Genomic DNA, 13,070 nt, shown 5'->3' with positions numbered 1-13,070 from the left:
TCGTGCTGGTCTACTTCCGCTTGTTACGGGCGCCCTTGTGGGTGCCGTTCTCCGTACCGTTCTCGCTGTCGTACTTCTCGTACGCGTCGACGATACGGCCGACCAGCTTGTGCCGAACGACATCCTGGGACGACAGCCGGGAGAAGTGCACGTCGTCGAGGCCCTCCAGGATGTCCTGGACCTGGCGCAGACCGGACTTCGTGCCGTTCGGCAGGTCGACCTGCGTCACGTCACCCGTGATCACGATCTTCGAGTCGAAGCCGAGGCGGGTGAGGAACATCTTCATCTGCTCGGGCGAGGTGTTCTGGGCCTCGTCGAGGATGATGAAGGCGTCGTTGAGCGTCCGGCCGCGCATGTACGCCAGGGGTGCGACCTCGATCGTTCCGGCGGCCATGAGTCTGGGGATCGAGTCCGGATCCAGCATGTCGTGCAGCGCGTCGTACAGCGGGCGCAGATACGGGTCGATCTTCTCGTAGAGCGTGCCGGGGAGGAAGCCCAGGCGCTCTCCGGCCTCGACCGCCGGGCGGGTCAGGATGATGCGGTTGACCTGCTTGGACTGGAGTGCCTGGACGGCCTTGGCCATGGCCAGGTAGGTCTTGCCGGTGCCGGCGGGGCCGATGCCGAAGACGACGGTGTGCTTGTCGATGGCGTCGACGTACCGCTTCTGGTTGAGCGTCTTGGGGCGGATGGTGCGGCCGCGCGAGGACAGGATGTTCTGCGTCAGGACCTCGGCCGGGGTCTCCTGGCCGTCGCTCTGCCCGTTGTCACTCGCTCTCAGCATGGCGATCGAGCGTTCCACTGCGTCCTCCGTCATCGGCTGTCCGGTGCGGAGCACCAGCATCATCTCGTCGAACAGGCGCTGGACGAGAGCGACTTCGGGGGCGTCGCCGACCGCGCTGATCTCATTGCCCCGGACATGGATGTCGACCGCCGGGAAGGCCTTCTCGATCACGCGCAGGAGGGAGTCGCCGGAACCCAGCACGGTCACCATGGGGTGCGCCGCGGGGACGGTGAACTGTGCTCTCGCCTGCGCGGGGGTGTGGGCTGTGGGTGTCTGAGTCATGAGCCGGCTCTGGGCCGCGGTTCCTCCTCGAAGCGGTGCTGCTGCGCTTGCTTCCAGGGTACGACGCAGGGGTGACAGTGCCGTAGGGCTTTTACCGGGGAGGGCTCGGGGCCGCGTGTGGTTGCCGGGCTGCCGGTCGTACGTGGCTGGTCGCGCCCACGTGGCGGAGCCGCACAACGACACAAGCCCCGCGTCTTGCAAGGGGCGCGGGGACCTGCGCGAGCAACCACCACGCACCCGCACCCGCCGACGCACCCCCAACCCCCGAGCTCTCCCCCGCCACTCCGCGGAGCGCTTGGTGCAGACTGGCTGGATCCGCACCACCGCCAGGGAGCACATCGTGACCGCGTTCAAGGGAGAGCGACCGCACCGGCCCCAGGTCGACCCGCTGAGGGACCTGAGAGCGCCGGCCGACCCGCCCTGGGACGTGTATCTGACCGGCACCGTCTTCCTCGACATCATCTTCACCGGCCTCGACTCCGCCCCGGTGCGCGGAACGGAGTCCTGGGCACGCGGAATGGGGTCGAGCCCCGGAGGTGTCGCGAACATGGCCACAGCCCTGGCCCGCCTCGGCCTGAGGACCTCCCTCGCGGCGGCCTTCGGCGACGACCACTACGGGGAGTACTGCTGGGACGCCCTGGAACAGGGCGAGGGCATCGACCTCTCCACCTCCCGTACGGTCCCCGGCTGGCACTCCCCGGTCACCGTCTCCATGGCGTACGAGGGCGAGCGCACGATGGTCTCCCACGGCCACGAGGCGCCCCCGGAGGAGTCCGCGCCGGAGTGCCCGCCCCCCGCGCGCGCCGCCGTCGCCTCCCTCACGCCCGGCGTACGTGCCCCCTGGATCGCCCAGGCCGCGAGCAGGGGCACCCGGATCTTCGCGGACGTCGGCTGGGACGAGACCGGCGCCTGGGACCTGGCGGGGCTCGCCGATCTCGCCCACTGCGAGGCGTTCCTGCCCAACGCCCAGGAGGCGATGCTGTACACCCGGTCCGAGTGCCCCCGGGCCGCCGCCCGCGCCCTCACCGACCACGTCCCGGTGGCCGTGGTGACGCTGGGCGCGGAGGGCGCGTACGCCGTGGACGGCCGGACCGGCGAGACGGCGGAGGTGCCGGCGATCGCCGTGGAGGCCATGGACCCCACGGGCGCGGGTGATGTGTTCGTCGCCGGTTTCGTCACCGGCACCCTGGCGGACTGGCCGCTGGCGGACCGGCTGGCCTTCGCGGGTCTGACCGCCGCGCTGTCGGTCCAGGAGTTCGGCGGTTCGCTCTCGGCCCCCGGCTGGTCCGAGATCGCCGCGTGGTGGCGCCGGGTGCAGTCCCTGGAGGGCCAGGACCCGACGGCCCTGCGCCGGTACGCCTTCCTGGAGGACCTCCTCCCGAAGGAGCATGTCAGCCCCTGGCCGCTGCGCCGTGCCGTGCCGACGATCGGCTTCCGCCGCTCCGCCTGACGCTGCCGCGCGTGAGCGCGTGAGCGCGTGAGAGCTCGGGTGGCGGGGGTTGTCGGGTGAGTACGGGTCCGTCGTGGCTGGTCGCGCAGTTCCCCGCGCCCCTGAAAGGCAGGGGCTGCGCCCCGTGCTTTTCGGCCCGCAGGGCCGTGTCTTTCAGGGGCGTGGGGAACTGCGCGACCAGCCCCCACCCACCCGCGGCCGACCCCTCCGAACGGCCTCTGCGTCTGCCCCGCCCGCCGCACCCCAAACGCAACGTGCCCCAGATCACACCCCCCGCGTTTCTTCCCCTCCCCGCCTCCTTGATACAAATTCTCCGCGCGTCCCTGTCCGTCGACAGCCAGCCGCCCAATCCCCCTTTTTGAGCCGCACCTTCGCACGCCCAGGAACGCCCGTGTCCCCCCGCACCACCACCCCGCCCTGGCCTCTCGTCGCCCTTTTCACGGCCGGGTATCTCGCCGCGTACCTCCTGCCCACCACGGTCGGCAGACTCGACGCGGCCCTCCCCCTCACCACCACCGAGGCCGGCGCCATCGGCAGTGCCCTGCTGCTGGGTTCGGCCACGGCGGGCTTCACGCTCGCCGCCCAGGTGGAACGCGTCGGCCCCCGCCGCCTCGCCCGCGCGGGCCTGCTGCTCGCCGCCGCCGGCTACGGCACCGCCGCGCTCAGCACCGCCCTGCCCGCGGTGGTCGCGGGCGCGGTCCTCGGCGGCTTCGGCTCCGGTACGGCGACCGCCGTGGCCGCGACCGGCATCGCCGCGCAGCGCGACCCGCACCGGGCCTCGACGCTGGGCCTGTTGAGCGTCTCGGCGCTGGCCGGCGCCCTGTATCTGACGATCCCCCACCTGGGCCCCGGCCACGGCCTCCCGCTCGCCGCCCTCGCCCTCACGGCCCTGCTCACCCTCCCGGCGACCACCGGGCTCGACACCCCGGCGGCCACCGCCCGGGTCGCCCGGGAACGGGGCCCGCTCCCGCACCCCCGCCACGGCCTGACCCTCGCCGTCACGCTCCTCCTGTGGTCCCTGGCCCAGAACTCCCTCTGGGGCGTCAGCGGCCGTATCGGCACCACCCAGGCCGGGCTCACCGAGGTCACCGTCGGCGCGGTCTTCGCGATGGCGCTCGGCGCGGGCCTGCTCGGGGTGATCGGGGCGAGTGCGCTGGGCGCGCGCTTCGGCCGCGCGCTCCCCATCGGCGCCGGTACCGCCCTCATCGCCGGCTGTATCGCGCTCAGCGCCACCGCGACCGACCTGCCGACCTTCGCGACGGGCGAGATCGCCTGGAACACGCTCTACCCGGTCGTCCTGTCGTACCTCATCGGCCTCGCCGCGTCCCTCGACCCGCGCGGCCGCTGGGCGGTCCTCATCGGCTCCGCGTCCTCGCTCGGCACGGCCGCCGGCCCCCTCGTCGGCAGTCTGCTCTCGGCCCACGCCGGCTACCCGACGATGGGCGCGATCCTGGCCGTGGGCCTTGTCCTCCTCACGGCCCCCATGACCTGGGTGGCCCTGCGCGCGACGACCCCCACGACGGAACACGCCCGCTACCAGGAGCGGGAGCGGGTCGAGGCCCAGGCCCGGGCGACTCCCGAGCAACCGCAGTACCGCCCGGCGGCCTGAGCCCTGAGGACCCTCCCCCCTCAAAAAAGTTCCGTCACCCGAACTCGTACGCGTCCACCTCGGCGAGATACCGGGCCCGCCGCTCCTCGTCGTGCTCCAGGAAGGAGGCCGTGAAGGAGTTGCGGGCCAGCTCGCGCAGCCGGTCCTCGCTCAGGCCAAGCGTCCGCCGCACGGCGTCGAAGTTGTCACCGGCGTACCCGCCGAAGTACGCGGGGTCGTCGGAGTTGACCGTGCAGAGCAGGCCCGCGTCGAGCATGGCGGGCAGGGGATGGTCGGCGAGGGTGTCGACGGTCCGCAGCCGGACGTTCGACAGCGGGCACAGCGTCAGCGGGACGCGCTCGCGCACCAGCCGCTCGACGAGGGCCGGGTCCTCCATGCACCGGAGCCCGTGGTCGACGCGCTCGACGCCGAGGACGTCGAGGGCCTCGGTGATGTACTCCGGCGGCCCCTCCTCCCCCGCGTGCGCCACGCGCCGCAGCCCGAGCGCGGCGGCCGCCTCGTACACCTCACGGAACTTGACCGGCGGATGCCCGACCTCGGCGGAGTCCAGCCCGATCCCGACGATCCGGTCGAGATACGGCTTCGCGGCCTCCAGGGTGTCGAGGGCCGACGCGGCGGACTCGTCCCGCAGGAAGCAGAGGATCAGCTGGGTGGACACCCCGTGCGTCTCCTCGCTCCTCCCCAGCGCCCGCCACAGCCCCTCGACGACCGTCCCCATCGCCACGCCCCGCGCGATATGGGCCTGCGGGTCGAAGAAGATCTCCGCGTGTCGTACGCCCTGGGCGGCGGCGCGGGCGAGATAGGCGTCGGCGAGGTCCGCGAAGTCCTCCTCGGTGCGGAGGACGGCCATCAGCTCGTAGTACAGGTTCAGAAAGGACTGCAGGTCCTCGAACTCGTACGCCTTGCGGAGCTCGTCCGTGTCCGCGTACGGCAACGCGACCCCGTTCCGGGCGGCCAGCGCGAAGGCCAGCTCCGGCTCCAGGGTTCCTTCGATGTGCAGGTGCAGTTCAGCTTTGGGGAGGGACATCAAAGCATCGTACGGCTGCGCTACCGCCGTTTCGGAAGCGCCACCCTCAGCAGGTCGTGGGCCACGGTCAGCTCCCCCTCGAACCCGGCGGCCCGCGCCTGCCGTTCGAACTCCTCGGGCTCGGAGTAGCGCTGGCTGAAGTGGGTGAGGACGAGATGCCGTACCCCGCAGTCGCGGGCGACAGAGGCGGCCTGACCGGCCGTCAGATGCCCGTGGTCGACGGCGAGTTCGATGTCCTCGTTCAGGAAGGTGGACTCGATGACAAGCATGTCGGCCGCGTCGGCGAGGGCGTAGACCCCGTCGCACAAGCGTGTGTCCATGACGAACGCGAACCGCTGGCCGCGCCTCAGTTCGCTCACCTCGTCGAGCGAGACCCCGCCGATCGCGCCCTCCCGCTGGATCCGCCCGATGTCCGGCCCCTTGATCCCGCGTTCGGCGAGCCGCTCGGGCAGCATGCGGCGCCCGTCGGGCTCGACGAGCCGGTACCCGTACGACTCGACGGGGTGCGAGAGCTTGCGCGCCTCCAGCGTGTACGAGGGGGTGAGGGCCAGTGCCCCGCCCTCCCCTTCGACCGGGTTCTCGATGATCCGGACCGTCTCCCGGTACGCGGTGGCGTACCGCAGCCGGTCGAAGAACCGCTGCCCGGAGCGCGGGTAGTGGGCGGTGACGTCATGGGGCACACGGTCCAGATTGATCCGCTGGATGACGCCTGCGAGCCCCAGCGAGTGATCCCCGTGGAAGTGGGTGACGCATATGCGGTTCAGGTCGTGCGCCGCGACCCCGGCGCGCAGCATCTGCCGCTGGGTGCCCTCGCCCGGGTCGAAGAGCAGCCCCTCCGCGTCCCAGCGCAGCAGATAGCCGTTGTGGTTGCGGTGCCGGGTCGGGACCTGGCTGGCGGTGCCGAGGACCACCAATTCACGTACGGACACGACTCGTTACCCGGGGGGCCACTGCATGCCGCGACCGCCGACGACGTGGGCGTGCGCGTGGAACACGGTCTGGCCGGCGCCGGTGCCGGTGTTGAAGACGATCCGGTAGCTCTCCAGTTTGTCCTCGTCGGCGACTGCCTGCGTCTCGCGGAGGACGTCCGCGGCGAGTTCCGGGGCGGCGGCGGCGAGGGTCGCGGCGTCCGCGTAGTGCGCCTTCGGGATGATCAGGACGTGCGTCGGCGCCTGTGGGTTGATGTCCCTGAACGCGACGGTCGTCTGGGTCTCCCTCACGATTGTCGCCGGTACGTGTCCCGCCGCGATCTTGCAGAACAGACAGTCGTCCTGCGGCTCCCCAGCCATACGTGCCTCCCAGCCACCGGTGATCACCTACCGGGGCATCGTATCGAGGGGATTGCGCCCCCGCCGCCCTTACCCATTCCCGTCCCCAGGGGCTGCCGCCCCTTCTACCCCGCTCGGCAGTCGGTTGTCTGCGGGTGGGTGGGGGCTGGTCGCGCAGTTCCCCGCGCCCCTTAAAAGACACGGCCCCTGCGGGCCGAAAGCAAGGGGCGCAGCCCCTGCTTTTCAGGGGCGCGAGCAACCACCCCCCACCCGCACCCGCCAACGCACAGGCACCCCCGAGCTCCCCCGCGCCTACGCCCCCGGCAGCGCCGGTGCCGCCTTCGCCGGGGTTTCCTCAAGCCCCGCCAGCGCGATCCGGATCGCCTCGTCCAGCTGAGGATCCCGGCCGGCCGCATAGTCCTGCGGCGTCTGGACGACCTCCACATCCGGATCGACCCCGTGGTTCTCGACCCCCCACCCGTACCCCTCCAGCCAGAAGGCGTACTTCGGCTGCGTCACCCGCGTCCCGTCGACCAGCCGGTACCGGCTGTCGATCCCGACGACGCCTCCCCACGTCCGCGTACCGACCACCGGCCCGATCCCCAACGCCTTGATCGCCGCGTTGACGATGTCCCCGTCGGACCCGGAGAACTCGTTGGCGACGGCGACGACGGGCCCCCGGGGCGCGTCGTCGGGATAGCTGGACGGCCGCATCCCGCGCGGCAGGTCCCAGCCGACGATCCGCCGCGCGAGCTTCTCCACGACGAGCTGCGACGTGTGGCCGCCCCGGTTCTCCCGGACGTCCACGACGAGCCCCTCCCGGGCGACCTCGATGCGGAGGTCGCGGTGGAGCTGCGCCCAGCCGGAGCCGACCATGTCGGGCACATGGAGGTACCCGAGCCGGCCGCCGGACTTCTCGTGGACGTAGGCCCGCCGGTCCGCCACCCACGCGTGGTACCGCAGGGGCTCCTCGTCGGAGATGGGCACCACGACGGCGTGGCGGACGTCCCCGCCGCCGGACGGCAGGACGGTCAGCTCGACCGCCTTGCCCGCCGTACCGACGAGCAGCGGCCCGGGCCCGGCCACCGGATCGACCGGCTGCCCGCCCACGGCGATGATCGCGTCCCCGGCCCGCACGGCCACGCCGGGCGCGGCGAGCGGCGCATGCGCGTCCGGGTCGGAGGTCTCGGACGGCAGCACCCGGTCGATCCGCCACAGTGCCGATCCCTGCGGGCCGTCCTCGTGCCGGGAGATGTCCGCCCCGAGCAGCCCCTGCCGCCGGTCGCCGAAGCCGCCCCGGCCGCGCGGGGTGACGTACGCGTGGGAGGTGCCCAGCTCGCCCTGTACTTCCCAGAGGAGGTCCACCAGGTCGTCGTGCGTGGCGAGTCGGTCGAGGACCGGGCGGTACCGGTCCAGGACGCCGTCCCAGTCCACTCCGCCCAGGTCCGGGCGCCAGAAGTTGTCCCGCATGAGGCGGCCGGTCTCGTCGTACATCTGGCGCCACTCGGCGGCCGGGTCGACGGTCTGCCGTACGAGCGAGAGGTCGACGGTGATGTTGGTGTCGCTCTCGTCGTCGTTCGAGGCGCGCCGGTCACTGGGGACGACCTTGAGCTTGCCGTCGGTCCAGAGCAGGACGCGCTTGCCGTCGCCGCTGACGGCGTAGTGGTCGGCGTCGGAGGCGAGGTATTCGAGGCGCCGCTGGGCGAGGTCGTACCGCTCCAGGGAGGTCTTCGGGTCCGGATCGTCGGGCGTGGCCCGGGAGTGGCCGAGGACGCCGGTGACCGGGTGGCGCAGCCACAGCACGCCGTCCTTGGCGGCGCGGAGCGTCGAGTAGCGGGCGGCCTCGACCGGGAAGGGGACGATCCGGTCGGCGAGCCCTTCGAGGTCGATACGGGTGGCGGGGGCGCCCTCGCTGTCCGGGGTCTCGTCCTTGTCGGGCGCCTCGAACGGCCGGCCGTGGCGCTGCGGCCCGAACGGGGACGGCGTGGTCGCGGCGAGCGTGATGAGGTGCGGGCGGGCGCCGCTGACGAAGTGAAGGTCGAAGACGTGTTCGTCGTAGACCGGGTCGAAGGCGCGCGCGGAGAGGAAGGCGAGGTGCTTGCCGTCGAGCGTGAACGCCGGTGAGGAGTCCTGGAAGCGGAGCGGGGTCGCCTCGGTGACGGACAGGTCGGCGGAGTTGGCGAGCTTGAGCTGGCGCAGGGAGCCCGGGCCGGGGTGCGACCAGGCGAGCCACGCCGAGTCGGGCGAGAAGACGAGCCCGGTCACCTCGCCGTCCTCGCTGCGGTCCACCTCGCGGACCTCTCCCGTCTCCCGCTCGACGAGCAGCACCCGGCCGTCGTGCGTGGCGATCGCGACCCGGCTGCCGTCGGGTGCCACGGCGAGCCCGAGGACACGGCCCAGCTGCCCGGCGGCGAGCCGGCGCGGGGTCGCCCCGGGGCCGACGCCGGTCGACGGGGCGAACTCCAGTGCGTCGTCGCCCTCGGCGTCCGTCACCCACACCACCCACTCCTCGCCCTCCACCCGGAAGGTGCGCGGCAGCCGGGCCCGTACGCCGTGTTCGGCGGCGAGCGCCCTGGCGGGGCCGGAGCGGTGGGTGATCCAGTGGACGGACCCGCGCACGGAGACCGCGCTGCCCCGGGCGGTGTGGTCGGGCGAGGCGGAGCCGAACCAGCGGGAGGCGTTCACCGGGAAGGGCTGGAGGTCGACGCGCTGCCCGCCCAGCCGGATGTCGAGCCTGCGCGGCTCGGCCCCGTCCAGGTCGTCGAGCAGCCACAGTTCACCGACGGAGGAGTACACGACCCGCGTGCCGTCGGTGGCCGCGTGCCGGGCGTAGAAGCCGTCGACAGGAGTGTGCCGCCGCAAGTCCGATCCGTCAGCGAGGGAGGAGTACAGCGCCCCGACCCCCTCGTGGTCGGACAGGAACGCGATCCGGTCGCCGACCCACAGCGGATACTCGAGGTTCCCGTCCAAGTCGGTGTGCAGCCGGACGAATTCCCCGGCGCCTTCCCCGCTCTCGTCGGCCCGGTCGATCCACAGCTTGCCCGCCGTGCCGCCCCGGTACCGCTTCCACCAGGCGGCCTCGCGGCCCATCGGCGCGGACAGCAGCACGGTGGCGGGGCCGTGGGCGACATCGCCGACCGGCCCGTACGGGAGGGTGGTGGCCGGGCCGCCGTCGAGCGGGACCGCCCGGGCCCAGCTGCGCCGGAGGCTGGCCTGGCCGTGCGTGCTGAGCGCGAGGACCTGGCCGTCGGGGGTCCAGCCGCGCACCTGGGTCCGCCAACTGCCCCAGTAGGTGAGGCGTTTGGCAGGACCGCCGTCGATGGGCGCGACGTGGACCTCGGGCGCGCCGTCCCGCGTGGAGGTCCACGCAACGGTGGTGCCGTCCGGGGAGATACGCGGATGGTTCACGGGCACGTTGTCCGCGCTGACCCGCCAGGCGCGGCCGCCGTCGAGAGGCGCGACCCACACGTCGTCCTCGGCGGTGAAGGCGATCAAGTCGCCGTACAGATGCGGATACCGGAGATACGCGAGCTGAGTCACCCGGTCACTGTAAGCAGCGTTCGGTCTGATGGGGAGGGGTTTGGATCATGTCCCTCGCGCCGGGCCTCACTTGCCCTCGGGCCAGCACTGCGGGTCCTTCTGGCACCAGATGGTCTGCGTGACGGTGACCGTGACGGTCGGCCCGGGCTGGTCCGGCTGGTCGGGGTCGGGCAACCCGGCACTGGGAGTCGGGTCGGGGGCATCGCAGTTGCCGAGCACGTCGACGTGAAACCACTCCTTGCCGCCGACCTTCGCGGTCAGGTCGCCGCGTACGCACTTGCCGTTGACCTCTTTCGTCACCTTCCCGGTGAGGGTGATGTCCCGGCCTTCCTTGTCCTCGCCCGTGCAGTCGACGTTCGCGACGGTGTCGACGGAGGAGGACGGCGACTGGGACTTCTTGTCGCCGCCGCCGTCGTTCCCGCCGCTGTCATTCCCGCCGCTGTCATTCCCGCCGCCGTCGTTCCCGTCGCCGTCGTACGACGCCGTGCAGGTGAGCCACTGGACGTCGACGCCCTGCCGCTCCAGCTCCTTGGTGCCCATCTGGTCCGTCGTGTACGCGACCGCGCCGGTGTTGAGCGCGCCGCCCTCGCAGGCCACGAGGCCCGCGACCGCGCCGACTCCGAGCCCGACTCCCAGCAGGAGCCGACGCCCGCCTGTCCGGTACGCCCTGATACGCCTCCATGCCCCCATGGACGGCAGCCTGCCACCGCCCGCCGCGCCACGGAAGACCGCATGCGGCCATGCCGCCGGGACGGGTGAACCGGTGCCGTCACGAACAGAAGGACGTCAGCCGCGCAGCAGCAGCCATTCCTGCAGCTCCACCAAGTTCCCCTCGGGATCCTTGAGATGGGCCACGCGCATACGGTCGGTCATGGGTGCGGGCCCGTGCAGGAGCGTGGCGCCGCGCTCGACGATCCGCTCGCAGTAGTCGTCGAGATCGTCGACCCGGAGCACGACCAGCGACCGGTGCCCGTTCGCCGTGTCGGCCAGTTCCCCGAGCACCTCGGCCATCATCGCCCGGTCCTGCAGGGCGATGCCCGCGGACCCGACCGTCGGGCTGAACTTCTCGTACGGCCCGTCGGCCGCCCCGGACTGCGGCTTCAGACCGAGCACGTCGGCGTAGAAGCGGTAGCAGGCGGCGAAGTCGGAGACCAGCAGCCTTACCTGTGCGAGTTCCACGTTGCTCCCAGGGGATCCGGGGACGCCGGTCGGGACCGAGGGGCGGTCAGGACCAGCGTCCGGTTCGGCCCAGCAGCAGCGCCCCGGCCGCCGTCCCGGCGGTCGATGTACGCAGCACACTGGGCCCGAGTCGATACGCCCCCGCGCCCGCCTCGCCGAAGAGCGCCAGCTCTTCCGGAGACACACCCCCTTCGGGCCCCACGACGAGCACGATCTCCCCGGCCGCCGGCAGCTCGGCCGTGGCCAGCGTCTCGTCGCCGCTCTCATGCAGTACGGCGGCGAAGTCGGCCTGCGCGAGCAGCGCCGCGACCTGCTTGCCGGTGGCCGCGTCCGCGACCTCGGGGAACCGCACCCGGCGGGACTGCTTGCCCGCCTCCCGCGCGGTCGCCCGCCACTTGGCGAGGGCCTTCAGCCCCCGGTCGCCCTTCCACTGGGTGATGCAGCGCGAGGCGGCCCACGGCACGATCGCGTCGACGCCGACCTCGGTCATGGTCTCGACGGCCAGTTCGCCCCGGTCGCCCTTGGGCAGCGCCTGGACGACGGTGATACGGGGCTGCGCGGGCGGCTCCTCGTGGAGGCTCCCCACGTCCATGACGACCAGCCGGTCCTTGCCCTCGGCGGCCTTCACCACGCCCTCCAGCCACCGGCCCCGCCCGTCGGTGAGGACGACGTCCTCACCGGGCCGCAGCCGCTTCACCGAGACGGCGTGCCGCCCCTCGGGGCCGTCGAGCACGATCTCCGATCCCCAGCCGTCGAACCGGTCCACCACGAACACCGGCGCGGTCATCGGCCCTCACCCCCGGCCTGTCCGCCGCCCTGACTGCCGACCCGCGCGGCGGCCTGCTCGGCCTGCGCGGCGGCGATCTCGGCGGCCAGCACCTCGACCAGTTCCCCGGCCGGCAGCTCCCGGGCCATCCGGTGCCCCTGCCCGGCCCACAGCGCCATGCCCTGCGCGTCCCCGGCCTTGGCGGCGGCCTTGCGCAGCGGCGAGGTGAGGTGATGGACCTCGGGGTAGGCGACGGGCGCGTAGGGGCCGTGCTCACGCAGGAACCGGTTGACCAGGCCGCGCGCGGGGCGCCCGGAGAAGGCGCGGGTCAGCTCCGTACGGACGAAGAGGGGGTTGGTCAGCGCCTGCTTGTGCACGGCGTGGGCGCCGGACTCGGTGGTGGCGAGGAACGCCGTCCCGAGCTGGGCCGCGCTCACGCCCGCCGTGAGGAGCGCGGCGATCTGGCCGCCGCGCATGATGCCGCCGGCCGCGACCATCGGCAGCGCCACGGCCTCGCGGACCTGGGCGACCAGGGAGAGCAGGCCGATGCCGGCGTGGTCCCGCTCCGGGTCGTCCCGGTGGGTGCCCTGGTGGCCGCCCGCCTCGACGCCCTGCACGATCACGGCGTGGGCCCCCGACCGCTCCACGGCCTGCGCCTCCTCCGCCGAGGTCGCGGTGACCAGGGTGAGTGTGCCCTTGCGGGCGAGGGACTCGATGACCTCGGGGGTCGGGCAGCCGAAGTGGAACGACACCACCGGCACCGGGTTGTCGAGCAGCACGGCGATCTTGGCCTCGTAGCCGTCGTCGCGCCCGCTGTCGGGGTCGCCCAGCTCGGCCTCGTACCAGGTGGCCTCACCGGCCAGCTGCTCCGCGTACACCTCGACGGCGGCCGGCTCCGCGTACTCCGGCTGTGGCATGAACAGGTTCACGCCGAAGGGACGCGAGGTCAGCGCCCGCAGCGCCTTGATCTCCTGATACATCCCGTCGGCCGTCTTGTACCCGGCGGCGAGAAAACCCAGCCCGCCCGCCTCGGACACGGCAGCGGCCAGCTGCGGCACGGACACACCGCCCGCCATCGGGGCCTGCACGATCGGGAGCGGGACGAGATCGGTCAGTGCGGAGGACATGACGGCATGTTGCCACGTCCTCGGAACATCACCGAATCGGG

General features: G+C 72.5%; 11 protein-coding genes. 2 read left to right on the top strand and 9 right to left on the bottom strand.

Features of this window, described 5'->3' with window-relative positions:
- Positions 1-10: 10 nt before the first annotated feature.
- Positions 11-1,063 (bottom strand): PhoH family protein, encoded by a 1,053-nt coding sequence (locus tag JIX56_RS31450; protein WP_257545503.1) that lies wholly within the window; start codon positions 1,061-1,063, stop codon positions 11-13.
- Positions 1,064-1,403: 340 nt separating this feature from the next.
- On the opposite strand from JIX56_RS31450, the gene JIX56_RS31445 reads away from it, so the two are divergent.
- Together JIX56_RS31445 and JIX56_RS31440 are read left to right on the top strand one after the other, a co-directional pair.
- Positions 1,404-2,513, top strand: a complete 1,110-nt coding sequence (locus JIX56_RS31445; protein WP_257545501.1) for a carbohydrate kinase family protein — start codon at positions 1,404-1,406, stop codon at positions 2,511-2,513.
- Between the two features lie 391 nt (positions 2,514-2,904).
- The gene (locus tag JIX56_RS31440) at positions 2,905-4,122 is read left to right on the top strand and encodes an MFS transporter (RefSeq protein WP_257545499.1); all 1,218 of its coding nucleotides are present in this window, start codon (positions 2,905-2,907) and stop codon (positions 4,120-4,122) included.
- A 34-nt stretch (positions 4,123-4,156) separates the two neighbouring features.
- On the opposite strand, the gene JIX56_RS31435 is transcribed toward JIX56_RS31440, so the two are convergent.
- From JIX56_RS31435 to JIX56_RS31400, 8 genes are all read right to left on the bottom strand, one after another.
- A complete protein-coding gene (locus JIX56_RS31435; RefSeq protein ID WP_257545497.1) occupies positions 4,157-5,149 on the bottom strand; it encodes an adenosine deaminase in 993 nt (330 codons plus the stop codon).
- A gap of 20 nt (positions 5,150-5,169) precedes the next feature.
- Positions 5,170-6,078 (bottom strand): ribonuclease Z, encoded by a 909-nt coding sequence (locus JIX56_RS31430; protein WP_257545495.1) that lies wholly within the window; start codon positions 6,076-6,078, stop codon positions 5,170-5,172.
- Between the two features lie 6 nt (positions 6,079-6,084).
- On the bottom strand, positions 6,085-6,438 hold the full coding sequence (locus JIX56_RS31425) for an HIT domain-containing protein (RefSeq protein WP_257545493.1): 354 nt from the start codon (positions 6,436-6,438) through the stop codon (positions 6,085-6,087).
- 291 nt (positions 6,439-6,729) lie between these two features.
- Positions 6,730-9,957: a S41 family peptidase gene (locus JIX56_RS31420; RefSeq protein WP_257545491.1), complete on the bottom strand. Its 3,228-nt coding sequence runs from the start codon at positions 9,955-9,957 to the stop codon at positions 6,730-6,732.
- Positions 9,958-10,023: 66 nt separating this feature from the next.
- On the bottom strand, positions 10,024-10,647 hold the full coding sequence (locus tag JIX56_RS31415) for a hypothetical protein (protein WP_257545489.1): 624 nt from the start codon (positions 10,645-10,647) through the stop codon (positions 10,024-10,026).
- Positions 10,648-10,743: 96 nt separating this feature from the next.
- The gene (locus JIX56_RS31410) at positions 10,744-11,136 is read right to left on the bottom strand and encodes a VOC family protein (RefSeq protein ID WP_257545487.1); all 393 of its coding nucleotides are present in this window, start codon (positions 11,134-11,136) and stop codon (positions 10,744-10,746) included.
- A gap of 46 nt (positions 11,137-11,182) precedes the next feature.
- A complete protein-coding gene (locus JIX56_RS31405) occupies positions 11,183-11,923 on the bottom strand; it encodes a 16S rRNA (uracil(1498)-N(3))-methyltransferase (RefSeq protein WP_257545485.1) in 741 nt (246 codons plus the stop codon).
- Positions 11,920-13,029, bottom strand: a complete 1,110-nt coding sequence (locus JIX56_RS31400; protein WP_257545483.1) for a nitronate monooxygenase — start codon at positions 13,027-13,029, stop codon at positions 11,920-11,922. The genes JIX56_RS31405 and JIX56_RS31400 overlap by 4 nt, the downstream gene beginning before the upstream one ends.
- Positions 13,030-13,070 lie beyond the last annotated feature (41 nt).

The organism is Streptomyces sp. CA-210063, assembly GCF_024612015.1.
Taxonomy (GTDB): Bacteria; Actinomycetota; Actinomycetes; order Streptomycetales; family Streptomycetaceae; genus Streptomyces.
Note: the sequence above shows the minus strand (reverse complement) of the source record. Positions and strands in the feature narration are given on the sequence as shown.